The following is a 16,416-nucleotide window of genomic DNA, read 5'->3' on the forward strand; positions in this document are numbered from 1 at the left end:
AGTGTGGATAAAAAATACGCTCTGAGAGGGAGAAAATCCCTTCAGAGCGTTTTTTGATGAAACAGGAAGCCTGTGGCAAAGGGTGGTTCCTACTGCCTGCGTACCTTCACCACACATTTTTTCAGATGGGCCTGCTCTCTTGTATGGAGAATGCCGGGTTTATGGGGTTCCGATATCATACAGAGGATAAAGTTTCCCGGCCCCAGCACACAGGAGGCTGCTGCAGGGCATTTTACAGTGCCAAAATCCGTTTCGGGGTGATAGGCTGTAAGCTCCATGGAAGCGGAATCGCCGATTTCGATGCGCTCAACTCCCGTAAGATCAATTTGAATATCCATATACTCTCTGTGCAGTTCAAATTCCTTTTCCTCTGCAGGCACCGCATCTGCCTCCATCACATTTGCAAAAACCAGGTCGCCGTCTATGACAGTTCTTCCCAGCGGCAGCGCGTTCAGATCCTGAGACGCCAGAAAACGGATAGCCGTGTCCAAGTTGGGGGTTATCCCCAGATAGTTTTCAATATTGCTTATCTTGTCATATATCATTTGCAGTTCTCCTTAAAATTGTAATCAGATTGCCGCTCCCTTTGGGTGAGCAGGCTTCCCCGGGCTTGTTTGCACTCATTATATCATGTTTTTGCGATAAAAAGGAAGTAAAACAAATACTTTGTTAAAAATAGACATAAAAAACATAATGGTTTTGTGCAAAAAACTGAATAATGAAAATTACTTTCAAAAATGGTGAAAATTTTTTTAAAAAGTTGTTGACACAGAGCTGGTTCCATAGTACTGTAAATATACAAGTTGATAAATGTCTCATATTAAGGAGGACAAAGTATGAAAAAGAAAAGAGCACTCGCGTTATTGTTGACAGGTGTCATGGCATTCTCCATGGCGGCCTGCGGCTCACAGCAGGAGACGTCCAATTCCGGTACCAATACACAGACGGAGACCTCTGCCCCTGCTGAGACTGCAGCGGAGACCGCTGCCGGGACGGAAGCAGCAGCCGGTACAGACCTCAGCGCAGATATTACGATGTGGACATACCCCATTGGAAGCTTTGGCGACGAGGAAACGGTGAATGGATTTATTGCTTCTTTTAACGAGGTGTATCCTAACATAAGTGTATCAGTGGAATATCTTGATTACACTTCCGGAGATGATCAGGTGACAGCTGCCATTGAGGCTGGAACAACACCGGATATTATCATGGAGGGACCCGAGAGACTGGTAAGCAACTGGGGAGCGAAGGGAAAGATGCTGGATCTGTCTGATCTTTGGGACGATGAGGCTCTTGCAGATATTTCTGCCACCAGCGAGGCAGTGGTAAGCGCATGTCAGTCTACAGAAGGTGTCTTTTATGAATATCCTCTCTGTATGACCACTCATTGCATGGCTATCAACTATGAAATGTTTGAGGCCGCAGATGCACTTCAGTACATAAATGAGGATCGCACCTGGACTACCGAGAATTTTGAGAAAGCGCTTCAGGCGCTTAAGGATGCAGGCGTTGCACAGGAGAACGGTATCGTTTACTGCGGCGGTCAGGGCGGGGACCAGGGAACACGCGCCCTTGCCATGAATCTTTACAATGCAGAATTTACCAATGCAGATCACACACAGTGGACCATGAACTCCGAAGCGGGCGTAAAGGGCCTGCAGCAGCTTGTAGACTGGAGCCAGGAGGGACTTTTAAGCTACGATGCAGGAGCGCAGGCAAGTGATGAGCTTCAGCTGTTTTCCAATGGAACCGTGGCAATGACCTTCTGCTGGAATGCTTCCAATGAGGCACAGTATGCTTCGGTGGTAGGCTTTACACCTTATCCGGTTGCCTTCCCTTCTGAGAGCGGCACACCTGAGCTTTGCGGTGGAATCTACGGCTTTGGTATCTTTGACAACGGCGATGAGGCAAAGGCGGAAGCTGCAAAGGCGTTTATTGAGTTTATCTGCGACGATGCGGTTCAGGGACCTTTGAGCGTTTCCAGCACAGGCTTCTTCCCGGTAAGAGCTTCCTTCGGAAATGTATACGCAGGCACAGAGGATGAGGCCCGCATGGAAGTATTCGCAAGCTTCGGACCTTACCTGGGAGATTACTACAATGTAACAGGCGGCTGGGCAGAGCAGCGTACTGCATGGTGGAACATGCTTCAGCAGATTTTTGGCGGCGAAGATGTTCAGACGGCAGCAGACGCTTATGTGGAAACCTGTAACGCAGCTACGGCGGCAGCAGCAAATTAATCTGATGGAAACCTTTGGCATCCGGCTTTTCAACAAAGGCCGGATGCCTTTTCAAAAAGCAGAAAACAAACGGGGGTAATACTCATGACGGTTGGCAAAATGTCAGGTAAAAAACAGTATACCAAACGAAGCAGGGTACTGGTAATGCGCGAAACCAGAGCGGCTTACCTGTTTCTTCTGCCTGCACTGATATTTTTTGTGGGCTTTATCATTGTTCCCATGATAATGTGCCTTGTAACCAGCTTTTTTAATTATACCATGACAGACTTTACGTTCGTGGGATTTGGGAATTATATTGAAATGTTTCAGGATCCGATTTTTATCAGAGCCTTGAAAAATACCGTATTGATTGTAATTGTAGCGGTGCCTGTAGTTACCATTTTCTCCCTCTGGGTCAGCGCGGCGATTTATCCTCTGCATGCGGCATCCAGATCCTTTTTCCGCTGTGTGTTTTATCTGCCTGTGGTTACGGGTACGGTTGCAGTTGCGGTTGTCTGGAAATGGATGTTCAACAAATATACGGGACTTTTTAATTATGTATTGAATGCAGCCGGGGTAATCGACGAAAATATCAGCTGGCTGGGGGATGAAAGATTCGCTATCTGGTGTATTATACTTATTCTCTTTACAACATCCATCGGCCAGCCTATTGTACTTTATGTGGCGGCCCTGGGAAATGTGGACAACTCTATTGTTGAGGCGGCCCAGGTGGACGGCGCCACCAATTTCCAGACTTTCTGGAGAATTAAATGGCCTTCTATTATGCCTACCACCCTTTATATCTTGGTGATCACTACCATAAATTCCTTTCAGTGCTACGCACTGATACAGCTTTTAACCTCAGGAGGACCGAATCATTCCACAGATACCATTATGTATTACATTTATTATGAAGCATTCAAGCTTTACCGGTACGGCTATGGAAATGCGATGGGGGTATTTCTGGCTATTGTCATCGCTGTGTTTTCCGCAATTCAATTTAAGGTGACCAAGGCCGGAAGTGTGGATTAGGAGGGAGAGGAATTATGGAAAAAACAAAAAAGAAAGCAGGAAAACTGTCGATTTATAAGGTGGTTACTGTTATAATATTAGTGGTTTTGGCATTTTTGTTTATTTTTCCAGTTTATTGGATTGTAACAGGATCCTTTAAGGATGCTATGACGATTAATGCCGCAAAGCCCCAGTGGTTTCCCCTGAACCCCACGATGATAAATTATGAGAAGCTGTTTGGGAATCCGGCGCTGCGCTGGCTCTTTAACAGTGTGGCTATAGCGGTGATTGCCATGGGACTTACCTGTCTGACCGCTTCTATGGCGGGATATGCGCTTGCAAAGAAGCGCTTTGTGGGGCAGACGATTTTATTCAGTATTTTTATTTGTGCCATGGCGCTTCCCAAGCAGGTGGTTCTGGTACCGCTTTTAAAGGAGATGTCTTTCTTGAATCTCCATGACACCATCTGGGCAGTCATCCTTCCCACGGTGGGCTGGCCCTTTGGAATCTTTTTGATGAAGCAGTTTTCTGAAACCATTCCCACGGAAATGCTGGAGGCAGTGAGGATTGACGGAGCGGGAGAGGTACAGACCTTTTTGACCATCGTGCTTCCCATTGTAAAGCCCGGCATCGGGGCTCTTGCCATTTTTACCTTTATCAGCACATGGAACGACTATTTTTTACAGCTGATTATGCTGAATTCCCAGAGCACTTTGACGATTTCCCTGGGAATTGCCAAGCTGCAGGCGGAAATGTCTAATGATTTCGGATTGATTATGGCGGGCGCAGCATTGGGAGCAATTCCTATTATTGCAATCTTTCTAATGTTCCAGAAATACTTTACCCAGGGAATCACCATGGGGGCAGTGAAGGGATAAGAACAGCGGCAGGTAAGAGAAGAAACAGAACCGACGCGGGTTCACTATGCCCCTTTAGGCATTAGGGACAGGACTTAAGGAGGATATATGCAGGCTACAGGTTTATTGCTGGACATTCAAATTTTATATAATAAGTTTACGAAAACGGAGAAAAAGATCGCCGATTATGTACTGAAGAACACAAATCAAGTGCTTTTTATGTCCATTACGGAGCTTGCAGATGCCTGTCAGGCGGCGGAGGCCACTGTTTTTCGATTCTGCCGGTCCCTGGGAGCCAAAGGGTATCAGGAGTTTAAGATGAAACTTTCCCTGTGCCTTGCGGCGGAGGATACAGAGCAGTCCGAGGCGCAAAAGAGTGCACAGGCAGAAACACCTTCCCTGCAGAGCGAGATGAGCCGTATTTTAGAGAGCCACATCAGTGCGCTTCGGGAAACCCATTCTCTCTTAGATCAAAATAATGTGGATAAAATTCTGGAGATGATGGAAAAGGCCAAGCGTATTTACTTCTTTGGAATCGGGGACAGTCTGCTCACAGCCATGGAAGCCCGCAATAAGTTTCTGCGCATTATGGATAAGGTCAGTTGTGTGGATGACCCGCATATGCAGGCTATGACCGCGTCCATGGCAACTCCGGATGATTTATACTTTATTATTTCCTTTTCCGGAGCTACAAAGGATACGGTTTATGTGGCAGACATTTTGAGGGAAGTAGGGGCAAAAATGGTGGCAGTTACCAGATTTGCCAAGTCTCCCCTTACCACCTATGCAGATGGCGTGCTGCTGTGCGGCTGCAATGAGGGGCCCCTGGAGGGAGGCTCCATGGGGGCGAAGCTGAGCCAGCTTTACATTATTGATATATTGTTTTGCGAATATTATAGAAGGAATTATGCCGTTTCCGCAGAAAACAACCGAAGAACCTCCAAGGCGGTTGTTGAAAAACTATATTGATTGTGGTCTTTAGAAGGGAACGGGCAAGTTTGTGTCCGCGCTGCCGCCACAGACTTGAAGTGTCCAAAAGGCAGTGCAGAAGTGAGGAGAGACATGAGGAATTTAGAAAAATATAAAGGGGTCATTCCCGCATTTTATGCTTGCTACGACGAGGAGGGAGATATCAGTCCCCAGCGCGTAAGGGCGCTTACACGTTACTTTGTGGATAAGGGAGTAAAAGGGGTCTATGTCAACGGCTCTTCAGGGGAATGTATTTATCAGAGTGTTGCGGACCGCAGAAAGGTGCTTGAAAATGTCATGGAGGCGGCGGCGGGAAGGCTGACGGTGATCGCCCATGTGGCCTGCAATAACACCAGAGACAGCCAGGAGCTGGCAGCCCATGCACAGAGCCTGGGGGTGGACGCCATCGCTTCCATACCGCCCATTTATTTTCATCTTCCGGAATATGCCATTGCAGAATACTGGAACGATATCAGCCAGGCAGCGCCCCAGACGGATTTTATTATCTACAATATTCCCCAGCTTGCCGGCGTTGCGCTGACACAGAGCCTGCTTAAGGAAATGATGAAAAATCCCAATGTGATCGGAGTGAAGAATTCCTCTATGCCGGTGCAGGATATTCAGATTTTCAAGCAGCTGGCAGGAGAGGACTATATTATTTTCAACGGGCCGGACGAACAGTTTATCAGCGGACGGGTCATTGGGGCACAGGGCGGCATTGGAGGAACCTATGGCGCAATGCCGGAGCTGTTTTTGGAGCTTGACAGATTGGTAAAGGCTGGAAGCATGGACGAGGCCTGCCGCCTCCAGCATACGGTGAATGCCATTATCTATAAGCTGTGCTCCGGACGGGCCAATATGTATGCGGTGATCAAGGAGGTTCTGCGCATCAATGAGGGATTGGATATCGGCGGTGTCAGAAAGCCTCTCACAGGGTTGAACAAAGAGGATATTGCTGTTGCTGCAGAGGCGGCGGAAATGATCCGGGCAGCAAGGTCAGCCTGGAATGTCTGAATAAAGAGGAGGCATAGCAATGGACAAACGAGTGGAAAGTTTAAGGGGAAAGCTGATAGTTTCCTGTCAGGCTCTGCCCGAGGAACCGCTGCATTCCTCTTATATCATGGGAAGAATGGCGGTTGCGGCGAAGATGGGAGGAGCGGCCGGAATCCGTGCCAACACAAAGGAGGACATTCGGCAGATTCAGGAGGAGACAAGGCTTCCCATCATCGGTATTGTAAAGAGGGACTACGAAGGCAGCCGGGTTTATATCACGCCCACCATGAAAGAGATCAAAGAGCTTATGGAGGTAAAACCGGAAATCATTGCCATGGATGCAACGGGAGCTCTGAGACCGGGGGATAAAAGCCTGGAAGCATTTTTCCAGGAGGTGAAGGCAGAGTATCCGGATCAGCTTTTTATGGCAGACTGCTCCACTGTGGAGGAGGCTGTCTATGCAGATCGGCTGGGGTTTGACTTTATCGGCACTACAATGGTGGGATACACGCCTCAGAGCGCAGGACTTAGAATAGAGAATAATGATTTTGAAATTATAAGAAGCATTCTTGCACAGGTGAAGCATCCGGTGATTGCGGAGGGCAATATCAACACCCCCCAAAAGGCAAGACGGGTGATTGACCTTGGCTGCTACAGCGTGGTGGTGGGCTCCATTATCACGAGGCCGCAGCTGATTACAAAATCCTTTGCGGATGCCTTGAGGGAAGAAAAATCATGAATATCGCAGTTTTGGATATCGGCGGAACAGCTGTCAAATCCGGGCTTTGGACAGGAGAAAGCTTAGAGGAGAAAAGAGAGGAGGCCACCCATGCCAGGGAAGGCGGGGGGCGCCTGATGGAGCAGGCGAAGGAAATTCTGCGCAGTTATCGTGGGTTTGAGGCCATTGGCATCAGCACTGCAGGGCAGGTGGATACAAGGGACGGCAGTATTTTTTATGCCAATGACAATATTCCGGACTACACGGGGACACAGGTAAAAAAGATTTTGGAAGAAGAATTTCAAGTGCCGGTGGCTGTGGAAAATGATGTGAATGCCGCTGCGCTTGGAGAGCTTTACTATGGGGCGGCCAAGGGGCTTTCCGATTTCCTGTGCCTGACCTACGGAACAGGAGTGGGCGGAGCCATTGTGATAAACGGCGGAATTTATTATGGCAGCAGCTTTTTTGCAGGCAGCTTCGGCGGCATAGTGGTGCATCCTGAGGATATGGGACAGGGAGAATTTGACGGCTGTTATGAGAAATATGCCTCCACCACAGCGCTGGTGCGGATGGCGAAGTCTGTGGATGCCTCCCTGGACAATGGGAAGAAGATTTTTGCCGCCATGAATCGCCCGCAGATCAAAGAAATCGTGGACCGATGGATTGACGAGGTTACCTATGGCCTGGTCAGCCTGGTCCATATATTTAATCCCAGTGATTTGGTTTTGGGGGGCGGCGTCATGGCCCAGCAGTATGTGGCGGAGGAAATAAGAAAGCGTCTTCCCGGCCGGATTTCTCCGGGGACGGCAGGCGTGCGCATCAGACAGGCGGCTCTGGGAAACCAGGCGGGTCTGATGGGAGCGGTGCATCTGGCGCAGGAAGCAGTAAGAAACAGTGGGAAATGAATCAACATGTTTCAAGCTTAGGGTCTCCAGCCCTGCAGAACCCTGTCCAGGGTATATTCCGCAGCTTCCTCTTTTGTCAGCTGATGGGAGAAATCGGCTCTGGTGTCCGGGTTTGCTCCGGGGCCGTAAGAATCATATTCTCCGTAGTAAAAATGACCGTGGGGCTTTCCCCAGTCATTCCAGCCCAAAGGATGGATGTGCTCTCCCAGCTCACAGTGAAGGAATACGGTTTTGGCCCATTCACGCCAAGGCCTGCCCAGGTAGACGCTGCGGGGCGGACAGTCGCTGGTAAGACGACAGTCCTGAAATACATAGCCATAGGGCTGCCCTTTGGGAGTGCTGGCCGCAGTGACATATCCGTAAATAGTTTCTTCTTTGGGGCTTTCCGGAGGAATGCGGTCTCCGGGCAGCTTGGAAAAGATGGTACAGTTTTCAAAATAGGCGATGCCGCCGCCGAAGATAAAATCCACGTCTCCCTGAATAAAGCAGCTGCGGTAAAGCTGGCGGCCCAGTACCCGGGGCCGGTGCTCTCCGGGGCCGGTAAAGCCGCCGGGCTTTGCCTCTTTTAGGGGAAGCGGGGCGGTAAACAGTGTGTCCTGGCTTCCAAGAAGCCTGCAGTCCTCCAGATAAAGCCTGTCACCCTCTGCGTAGAGAGCCAGTGCCTGGCCTGCCGTATGACCGAAGCCGGCGTCATTTTGAAAGGTGAGATGCCTGGCAGTGAAGTCGTTGGCGTCAATGCGGAAGGAGGCGGTGCGGAAGGTGCCCCGTCTGCTGTTGTCCTCCATCACATCAAAAGCGCCGTCGCCGTATACCAGAATGGTGTTCTCGCAATCCTCCCCAAGAAGGGTCAGACGGTTTCGGGTGACGGTGAGCTTTTCCCGGTAAATGCCTTTTCCAATATGAATAAAGGCAGGCGTTTCCTCCGAAAAGGGGGCGGGGAAGGCGCGCTGGGTGTCCGGCAGCGTCTCATTTTTGGCGTCCAGCCCGGACACTGCGGCGAGAGCCTCCCCCACGGTGGAAAAATTCGGGGAAAACCCCGGCATATTTACATACACATGAATTTCTTCTTTCATAGGAATTTCTTCTTTTTTCTGCATACAATCCTCACAAATTTGATTTCTGTTTTCGATTCCCATCAGTTTCTGCTGATATCAGCAGGCTACAGAAGGCTTACAATGGACAGATCAGGATGCTCTAACAGGTTTACATACTCTGTGCCGCACTGGACGATGGGGCGGGAAAGATGGCTTTTGTTGATATAAATAATGGTTCCCTTGCGCCCGTCGCTTAACAGACAGGGGCTTTGTATGTAGGAATTTACCACATTCTCCATAAAGGCCAGCAGATAAGCCACCTCATATTTTTGGAAGCCCTCAGCCTCAAACAGTTCAATGACCCGGAAGGGACACAAGGGTCCTCTGTAGACTCTGGGGGCCGTCATGGCATCATACACGTCCACGATTGCCACAAGCTTGGCGTAGGGGTCGATCTGATCTCCCTTGAGCCCTGTGGGGTAACCGGAGCCGTCGCACCGTTCATGGTGCATCAGAGCGGCATTGCAGATATGCTCGTCTGCATTTTGGGAAATCAGAAGCTGACAGCCTAAAGCCGGATGCTGTTGAATGACGGCCAGCTCCTTGGCAGAAAGCCTGCCCGGCTTTGTGATAATGGCGTGAGGCACCTGAATCTTGCCGATATCATGAAAGAGCCCGCAGGCGGTGGCAAGCTCTACCCGCTTGGTATCCCATTTCAGCCACCCTGCTAACAAATTGCAGATCAGGGCTACGTTGATGCTGTGGGAAAAGGTGGAGGAGTCAAAGGCCCGCATATTCTGTAAAAGATCCAGAATGCCGATGCGGCCCCTGTCAACTCCAAGAACGCGCAGCACTCCCTTTAAAAGCTCGTTTATGTCCAGCTTCAGGCTGCCCTTGATTACCCGCTTAATATTTTCCTGCAGAAAGTCCACGCTGATCTCATATTCCCGTTTGAAAACAGGGAAAACAGGGTCTTCCTTGATGCGCTGCAGATAGGTCTGCTCCTGGGGGGAGACCTCCGAAGAAGAAGCTGAAACAGAGCCTTCTATAAAAATAGTCAGTATGCCGTACAGATCAAGCTTCATGATCAATCTGTCGTTAAGAATGGTTCCCTTGGAAAGGATCAGCTGGCGGTCATAGGTAAACACATCCTCAGCCACCGTCATCCCGGGAACAAGCTGTATGGTTGAAATTTTCTTAATCATGACTTGATTATACTTTTTTTCCCTGTGTATGTCAATTTTTACACAATCTTCATAATTTGTTCACGGACGGGAAAGATACAATGCTTGAATATCCATTGCAAATCTGTTACAATATGGTTTGGATTCTGTAAAAAAGCATATGGAAACAGGAACGGATTGGTAAGGAAACGATATGAAAGTAATAGAAAAAATATTTGGCACTCACAGCGCAAGGGAGCTGAAGCGCATTATGCCTCTGGTGGACAAAATAGAAGAGCTTCGTCCCTCCATGCAGGCTCTCTCCGATGAAGAGCTCCGGGGAAAAACCGAGGAATATAAGAAACGGCTGGCCGGAGGAGAGACGCTGGACGATCTTCTGCCGGAGGCCTTTGCAACGGTCAGAGAGGCAGCAAAGCGGGTGCTGAACATGGAGCATTACCGGGTGCAGCTCATCGGCGGTATCATTCTGCATCAGGGCCGCATTGCCGAGATGCGTACAGGTGAGGGAAAAACGCTGGTATCCACGCTGCCTGCCTATCTGAACGCTCTGGAGGGCAAAGGGGTGCAGGTGGTCACTGTAAACGACTATCTGGCCAAGCGTGACGCGGAGTGGATGGGCCAGGTGCATGAGTTTCTGGGCTTAAAGGTGGGAGTTGTGTTAAACAGCATGACCTCCGAGGAGAGACAGGCGGCCTATGCCTGTGATATCACCTATGTGACCAACAATGAGCTGGGCTTTGACTATCTGAGAGATAACATGGTGATCTATAAGGAGCAGCTGGTTTTGCGGGGCCTGCACTATGCCATTATCGACGAGGTGGACTCCGTGCTCATTGACGAGGCCAGAACGCCGCTTATCATTTCCGGACAAAGCGGCAAGTCTACAGCTCTTTACGAAATGTGCGATCTGCTGGCAAGGCAGATGCACAGGGGCGAGGATATGCACGAGCTGACGAAAATGGACGCCATCATGGGTGTGGTTCAGGAGGAGACGGGAGATTTTATCGTTAATGAAAAGGATAAGGTCATCAACCTGACGGCTGCCGGCGTGGAGAAGGTAGAGCGCTTTTTCCACATTGATAACTTTGCCGACCCGGAAAACCTGGAAATCCAGCACAATATCATTCTGGCGCTGCGGGCTCACAATCTTATGTTCCGGGATCAGGACTATGTGGTAAAGGACGACCAGGTGCTGATCGTAGATGAGTTTACGGGGCGTATCATGCCGGGACGCCGTTATTCCGACGGCCTGCACCAGGCTATCGAGGCAAAGGAGCATGTGAAGGTAAAGAGAGAGAGCAAGACCCTTGCATCCATCACCTTCCAGAATTTCTTTAATTTATTTGAGAAAAAATGCGGTATGACAGGTACTGCACTTACCGAAGAAAACGAGTTTCGTGAAATTTACGGCATGGATGTGGTGGAGATTCCCACCAATAAGCCTGTGATCCGGAAGGATCTGCAGGATGCGGTATACAAGACTAAGGCGGAAAAGCTCCATGCTATCATAAATGCGGTGGAGGAGGCCCACGCCAAGGGACAGCCTGTGCTGGTGGGCACCATCACCATCGAGGCCAGCGAGGAGATCAGCCGCCTGCTCACCAAAAAAGGCATTCAGCACAAGGTTTTGAACGCAAAATTCCATGAGCTGGAGGCTGAGATCGTGGCGGATGCCGGAATTCACGGGGCGGTGACCATCGCCACAAATATGGCCGGACGAGGTACGGATATTAAGCTGGACGAGGAGGCCAGGGCGGCCGGGGGTCTTAAGATCATCGGCACAGAGCGCCACGAATCCAGGCGTATTGACAATCAGCTGCGCGGACGAAGCGGACGTCAGGGAGACCCCGGAGAGAGCAAATTTTATATTTCCCTGCAGGATGATCTGATGCGTCTGTTTGGCTCCGAGCGTCTCATCAATATGTTTAACGCCCTGGGCATTCCGGAAGGGCAGGAAATCGAGCATAAGGCGCTGACAAATGCCATTGAGTCCGCTCAGAAAAAGATCGAGAATAATAACTTTGGCATCCGTAAAAACCTGCTTGAGTATGACAGAGTCATGAGCGAGCAGAGGGAGATCATCTACGAGGAGCGCCGCCGGGTGTTAAACGGCGAGAGCATGCGGGATGTGATTTACAAGATGATAACGGACATCACGGAAAACTGTGTGGATATCTGTATCAATGACGACGCGGAGGCAGCAGAGTGGGATCTTAACGAGCTGAACACCTTGCTGATCCCCACCATTCCCTTGCAGCCTGTGACGCTGGAGAGAATCCAAAAGCCGAAGAAAAACAGCTTAAAGCAGCAGCTGAAGGAAGAGGCGGTGAAGCTTTACGAGAGCAAGGAAGCGGAGTTTCCTGAGCCGGAGGCCATCAGGGAGCTGGAGCGCGTCATCCTGTTAAAGGTGATAGACCGCAAATGGATGGATCATATCGACGACATGGAGCAGCTGCGCCAGGGCATTGGACTTCAGGCCTATGGACAGAGAGACCCTCTTGTGGAATACAAGATGAGCGGCTATGAAATGTTTGATGAAATGACCCAGAATATCAGGGAGGAGACTGTCAGACTTCTGTTCCATATTAAGATAGAGCAGAAGGTGGAAAGGGAGCAGGTGGCTAAGGTTACCGGCACCAACAAGGATGACAGCGCGCCAAAGGGACCTGTAAAGCGGGCCAACGCCAAGGTGTATCCCAATGATCCCTGCCCCTGCGGCAGCGGAAAGAAATATAAGCAGTGCTGTGGGCGTAAGGCCTAAAAGCAGCAAAAAATAAAAATGGAAAGAGGTGACGTGAAATGGTTGAATTAGACAACATGAAATCAGAAATTCTGTCCTATGAAACTCCATTAGCGGAAGTGAGGGATTCACTTTGACCTGGCTAACAAGTCAAAGCGGATCGAAGAGCTGGAAATGGAGATGGAGGCTCCCGGATTTTGGGATGACCCGGACCGTTCCAACAAGCAGATGAAGGAACTGAAAAATTTAAAGGACACCGTTGAGCAGTACAATAAGCTCTCCACCCAGTATGAGGACATCCTCACCTTAATCGAGCTGGGGTATGAGGAGAACGACCAGGAGATGGTGCAGGAAATCCGGGGCGAGCTGGATGAGTTTATAAACGAGCTGGAGGCGCTGCGCATTGGCACGCTTCTGTCGGGAGAGTACGACAAATGCAACGCGATCCTAAAGCTGAATGCCGGAGCAGGCGGCACGGAAAGCTGTGACTGGTGCGGCATGCTTTACCGTATGTATACCAGATGGGCGGAGCGGAAGGGCTTTTCCGTTGAGGTGCTGGACTATCTGGACGGAGACGAGGCGGGCATCAAGTCGGTGACCTTCCAGGTCAACGGAGTGAATGCCTACGGTTATTTAAAGTCCGAGAAGGGTGTGCACCGCCTGGTGCGAATATCCCCCTTTAACGCCCAGGGAAAACGACAGACTTCCTTTGTTTCTCTGGATGTTATGCCTGAGCTGGAGGAAAATCTGGATGTGGAGATCGACGAAAAGGATCTGCGTATCGATACCTATCGAAGCAGCGGTGCAGGAGGACAGCATATCAACAAGACCTCCTCGGCCGTGCGTATCACACACATTCCCACAGGCACGGTGGTACAGTGCCAGAATGAAAGAAGCCAATTCCAGAACAAGGATAAGGCTATGCAGATGCTGAAGGCAAAGCTGTATCTGTTAAAGAAGGAAGCCAACGTGGAAAAGCTTTCAGATATCAGAGGAGAAGTAAAAGAGATTGGATGGGGAAATCAAATTCGTTCTTATGTGCTGCAGCCCTATACGATGGTGAAGGACCACAGGACGGAAGTGGAGACCGGAAATGTGGATGCTGTGCTGGACGGCAATCTGGATCCCTTTATCAATGGTTATTTGAAATGGATTAGCGTAAAGCGCTAATCCATTTTTCTGAGTGCGCCTTATGAGCACGTGTCTGACAGGGGATTTTCTTAATTGTCTCTGGCAGTGTGCTATGTTAAAATACTGAATATGAGATGATGCACGTAAATTCCACGGAGGTATTTTAGGTTTGAAAAAAATTTTCAGCGAGGCGGGAGAGATCATAAAGAATAAAATATATCTGACCGCCCTTTTGATTACGACAATATGCAGTTATGGTTTTGCGATTACCCATCCCAGCATCGGCATTGATGATACGGCCATGGAGCTCTATCTTGAGGAAGGGCTGAATGTGGAGGTGGGAAGATGGGTGCTGTATATACTAAATAAATTTCTCAATCTTTCTAAGTTTTCCCCCTTTATAACGGAGTTGCTGGGAGCAGCCTTTCTGATGGCCGCCGCTATTTTATTCTGTGTGCTTTTGAACCGCATCATGGGGAAAAGACTGGGAACTGCTGCGTATATCATCTTTTCCTGTTTGTTTGTATCCAATCCCATTATCAGCTTTGATTTCATATACTATTTGCACAATGGCGTGGGAATGGGGTACATATTTACTGCGCTGGCGCTGCTCTTTTATTATGAAGGTCTGACGCGGGAAGGCAGGGGAAAAATAAAATCCTTGGTGGCCAGTCTGCTTTTTATCTGGACGGCGGCGGGATGCTATGAATCCTTTCTTGTGCTGTATATTTTGGGGATTTTGGTTATTCTGTTTTTTTCTATCAGGGATCAAAAATCGAAATATTTTATGATAAGTCTGGCGCTGGGGGCTGCTATTGTGGTGTGCGTCATGATACTGAGAAGCGCTATGCAGGCACTATTGACAGTGGTGTTCCATATTTATACGACAGACTCTGTGATCGGCCTGCACAGTATGCAGGGTATGCTTAGGCTATTTGGAAGCAAGGAAGGATTGCAGGAGCTTTTTATGCTGGCAAAGCGGTTTTGGGTAGTTTATCATGTAAATGCCATTGTTTATCTTCCTATCACGGGCTATGAGCTGGCATGCTGGGTGTTTGGCATATATGCCGTTTCCGCGGCTGTTAGGAAAAAGAATTTATGGTATTTGCTATTGTTTTTGGGAATGCTTTTTACGCCTTTTCTGCTCACAATTATAGAGGCCAAGGTCACGTTTTATCGTTCATGCCAGTATATGCCCTTTTTCACCGCAGTGGGCATGGTGCTGCTGTATGAAGCGTTCCCAAACGGAAAGATTTCTGTTGGGAAAATTTCTATTGGAAAAATTTCCATTGGGAAATACAAAAAATACTGGCGTTTTGCAATATCCGCTGTGGCATTTGTTTTTATTTATAATCAGGCCACACAGCTCAACGATAACTTTTACATGGATTACAGGGAGTACCAGCTCACAAAGGAGACGCTTTTAGAGGTGGCATATGATGTGGAGCGGCAATACGGAAATGACATTCCGGTGGTCTTTGTGGGGCAGTATGATATTCCCTATGAATTTATTAAGGATTTCTATGTTTCCTATGATTCATGGCAGTATAAATTGATATCTATGATAACGGATGTAGTGGATGTGCATTTAAAAGAAAAATACTGGCAGCCCCAGGGGTACTGTTTTATCGGAGAAGCGAATCTCCCCATGATACGTTGGGCATTTGATGCCTTTGACGGAACGAATAGGGAAATGATCCGATTTCTGGAGATGCATGGACACAGCTTTACCACCCTGACGGATGCGGAAGAATATACAGAGATTAGAAACACCTTTGGAAGCTTGAATATGCCGCGGTACCCGCAGGAGGGTTCGATTGTCATGCAGGATGGATATGTAGTTGTGAATTTTTAACTGCTGGTATCTTGTTTCTGTGGCGCGGGATTCATAAGGTCCAGGAAAAACACCGCAGACGTCATATTCATATAGGGAACCAGCCACAGGTAGCCGATGCCAAAGGAGAGCAGACACAGAAACATAAGAGGAAGAAAGCTGATCTGCACATAAAACAGCCTGCCCTTATGTCCCCGCATGATCTGCAGACTTAATTTCAGGGCCTCCTTAGCGCTTCTTTCCGGAAAATCAAGCATCAGATAAAAGGCCTGGGAGAGACCAAGGGAAAGGGGAACATAGATAACAAGTCCGATTCCCAGAGCCAGAAGAGAAAATCCCAGCCAGGAAAGCTCCCAGGTATTCTGAAAATGATCCAGAAGCATCTGATAGGGTGTAAGACATACAGTGTCTAAAAGCACCATTGCGGCAGAAATCCCCAGAGCCTTGTTTGACTGGGTCCGAAAGCCGTAAAAGAGATTGCTTACGGTGCAGGGCTGCCCACAGGCCAGATTCAAAAAAAACAGGGAAAGTCCAAGCTGCAGCACACCGATTACGATGGAGGCTGCCGTGGAAATCAAAAAGAACACCACCTGTAAGCCCATTACCACGGAAAACTGTCCCGTCATGGCATAGGCTGCGGAGCTTGTCATGGAGGCGATCATAGAGATTACAAGGGATGCACAAAAAGGAATCAGACCGCTTAAAAAGGTGATTAAGATGGCCTTTGGGTAGGCTCCGGTCAGTTTATCCTTGGCAGTATTTTTCAGCTTTGCACTCGTTTTATATTGCTTGCTCATTGTCTGGCTCCTGTTGCTGTATGATAT

At 48.9% G+C, this 16,416-nt stretch carries 14 protein-coding genes; 10 read left to right on the forward strand and 4 right to left on the reverse strand.

The annotated features are described in order from the left end of the window. Positions 1 to 89 precede the first annotated feature (89 nt). On the reverse strand, positions 90 to 545 hold the full coding sequence (locus SHK35_RS06475; RefSeq protein ID WP_318704625.1) for a YhcH/YjgK/YiaL family protein: 456 nt from the start codon (positions 543 to 545) through the stop codon (positions 90 to 92). A 291-nt stretch (positions 546 to 836) separates the two neighbouring features. On the opposite strand from SHK35_RS06475, the gene SHK35_RS06480 reads away from it, so the two are divergent. The 7 genes from SHK35_RS06480 to SHK35_RS06510 all read left to right on the forward strand — a co-directional run bounded on the left by SHK35_RS06480 (position 837) and on the right by SHK35_RS06510 (position 7,669). Beyond that, a complete protein-coding gene (locus SHK35_RS06480) occupies positions 837 to 2,237 on the forward strand; it encodes an extracellular solute-binding protein (protein WP_318709149.1) in 1,401 nt (466 codons plus the stop codon). Positions 2,238 to 2,381: 144 nt separating this feature from the next. Continuing rightward, positions 2,382 to 3,248, forward strand: a complete 867-nt coding sequence (locus tag SHK35_RS06485) for a carbohydrate ABC transporter permease (RefSeq protein WP_318709150.1) — start codon at positions 2,382 to 2,384, stop codon at positions 3,246 to 3,248. A 14-nt stretch (positions 3,249 to 3,262) separates the two neighbouring features. Further along, complete coding sequence (locus tag SHK35_RS06490; protein ID WP_318704628.1) at positions 3,263 to 4,105, forward strand: carbohydrate ABC transporter permease; 843 nt, start codon at positions 3,263 to 3,265, stop codon at positions 4,103 to 4,105. Between the two features lie 87 nt (positions 4,106 to 4,192). Beyond that, the gene (locus SHK35_RS06495) at positions 4,193 to 5,053 is read left to right on the forward strand and encodes a MurR/RpiR family transcriptional regulator (RefSeq protein WP_318709151.1); all 861 of its coding nucleotides are present in this window, start codon (positions 4,193 to 4,195) and stop codon (positions 5,051 to 5,053) included. Positions 5,054 to 5,146: 93 nt separating this feature from the next. Then, positions 5,147 to 6,067: a dihydrodipicolinate synthase family protein gene (locus tag SHK35_RS06500; RefSeq protein WP_318709152.1), complete on the forward strand. Its 921-nt coding sequence runs from the start codon at positions 5,147 to 5,149 to the stop codon at positions 6,065 to 6,067. 19 nt (positions 6,068 to 6,086) lie between these two features. Further along, positions 6,087 to 6,785, forward strand: a complete 699-nt coding sequence (locus tag SHK35_RS06505; protein ID WP_318709153.1) for an N-acetylmannosamine-6-phosphate 2-epimerase — start codon at positions 6,087 to 6,089, stop codon at positions 6,783 to 6,785. Next, the gene (locus SHK35_RS06510; protein ID WP_318704632.1) at positions 6,782 to 7,669 is read left to right on the forward strand and encodes an ROK family protein; all 888 of its coding nucleotides are present in this window, start codon (positions 6,782 to 6,784) and stop codon (positions 7,667 to 7,669) included. Before SHK35_RS06505 ends, SHK35_RS06510 begins: the two co-directional genes overlap by 4 nt. 17 nt (positions 7,670 to 7,686) lie before the next feature. Here SHK35_RS06510 and SHK35_RS06515 read toward each other — a convergent pair whose 3' ends face one another. Beyond that, complete coding sequence (locus SHK35_RS06515; RefSeq protein ID WP_318709154.1) at positions 7,687 to 8,766, reverse strand: pectinesterase family protein; 1,080 nt, start codon at positions 8,764 to 8,766, stop codon at positions 7,687 to 7,689. A 62-nt stretch (positions 8,767 to 8,828) separates the two neighbouring features. After that, on the reverse strand, positions 8,829 to 9,908 hold the full coding sequence (locus tag SHK35_RS06520) for an HD-GYP domain-containing protein (RefSeq protein WP_318704634.1): 1,080 nt from the start codon (positions 9,906 to 9,908) through the stop codon (positions 8,829 to 8,831). A 172-nt stretch (positions 9,909 to 10,080) separates the two neighbouring features. Between SHK35_RS06520 and secA the strand changes: the two genes are divergently transcribed. From secA to SHK35_RS06535, 3 genes are all read left to right on the forward strand, one after another. After that, positions 10,081 to 12,648, forward strand: coding sequence for a preprotein translocase subunit SecA (gene secA / locus SHK35_RS06525; RefSeq protein WP_318704635.1), 2,568 nt, complete (start codon positions 10,081 to 10,083; stop codon positions 12,646 to 12,648). Positions 12,649 to 12,686: 38 nt separating this feature from the next. Then, positions 12,687 to 13,797 (forward strand): peptide chain release factor 2 gene (prfB, locus tag SHK35_RS06530; protein WP_318709156.1). Its coding sequence is split into 2 segments (ribosomal slippage): positions 12,687 to 12,761 and positions 12,763 to 13,797, totalling 1,110 coding nucleotides; the frame shifts between segments, so codons are not numbered across the junction. Between the two features lie 130 nt (positions 13,798 to 13,927). Next, the gene (locus SHK35_RS06535; protein ID WP_318704637.1) at positions 13,928 to 15,613 is read left to right on the forward strand and encodes a glucosyltransferase domain-containing protein; all 1,686 of its coding nucleotides are present in this window, start codon (positions 13,928 to 13,930) and stop codon (positions 15,611 to 15,613) included. Here the strand turns inward: SHK35_RS06535 and SHK35_RS06540 are convergent. Beyond that, positions 15,610 to 16,389 (reverse strand): DUF975 family protein, encoded by a 780-nt coding sequence (locus SHK35_RS06540; RefSeq protein WP_318709157.1) that lies wholly within the window; start codon positions 16,387 to 16,389, stop codon positions 15,610 to 15,612. The genes SHK35_RS06535 and SHK35_RS06540 overlap by 4 nt on opposite strands. Between the last annotated feature and the right edge of the window lie 27 nt (positions 16,390 to 16,416).

This window comes from Candidatus Acetatifactor stercoripullorum (genome assembly GCF_944382095.1).
GTDB lineage: Bacteria > Bacillota > Clostridia > Lachnospirales > Lachnospiraceae > Acetatifactor > Acetatifactor stercoripullorum.

Excerpts from the sequence above, each read along its gene's own strand:
- SHK35_RS06475 (WP_318704625.1), bottom strand. The coding sequence starts at position 545 with ATGATATATGACAAGATAAGCAATATTGAAAACTATCTGGGGATAACC.
- SHK35_RS06480 (WP_318709149.1), top strand. The coding sequence starts at position 837 with ATGAAAAAGAAAAGAGCACTCGCGTTATTGTTGACAGGTGTCATGGCA.
- SHK35_RS06485 (WP_318709150.1), top strand. The coding sequence starts at position 2,382 with ATGCGCGAAACCAGAGCGGCTTACCTGTTTCTTCTGCCTGCACTGATA.
- SHK35_RS06490 (WP_318704628.1), top strand. The coding sequence starts at position 3,263 with ATGGAAAAAACAAAAAAGAAAGCAGGAAAACTGTCGATTTATAAGGTG.
- SHK35_RS06495 (WP_318709151.1), top strand. The coding sequence starts at position 4,193 with ATGCAGGCTACAGGTTTATTGCTGGACATTCAAATTTTATATAATAAG.
- SHK35_RS06500 (WP_318709152.1), top strand. The coding sequence starts at position 5,147 with ATGAGGAATTTAGAAAAATATAAAGGGGTCATTCCCGCATTTTATGCT.
- SHK35_RS06505 (WP_318709153.1), top strand. The coding sequence starts at position 6,087 with ATGGACAAACGAGTGGAAAGTTTAAGGGGAAAGCTGATAGTTTCCTGT.
- SHK35_RS06510 (WP_318704632.1), top strand. The coding sequence starts at position 6,782 with ATGAATATCGCAGTTTTGGATATCGGCGGAACAGCTGTCAAATCCGGG.
- SHK35_RS06515 (WP_318709154.1), bottom strand. The coding sequence starts at position 8,766 with ATGCAGAAAAAAGAAGAAATTCCTATGAAAGAAGAAATTCATGTGTAT.
- SHK35_RS06520 (WP_318704634.1), bottom strand. The coding sequence starts at position 9,908 with ATGATTAAGAAAATTTCAACCATACAGCTTGTTCCCGGGATGACGGTG.
- secA (WP_318704635.1), top strand. The coding sequence starts at position 10,081 with ATGAAAGTAATAGAAAAAATATTTGGCACTCACAGCGCAAGGGAGCTG.
- SHK35_RS06540 (WP_318709157.1), bottom strand. The coding sequence starts at position 16,389 with ATGAGCAAGCAATATAAAACGAGTGCAAAGCTGAAAAATACTGCCAAG.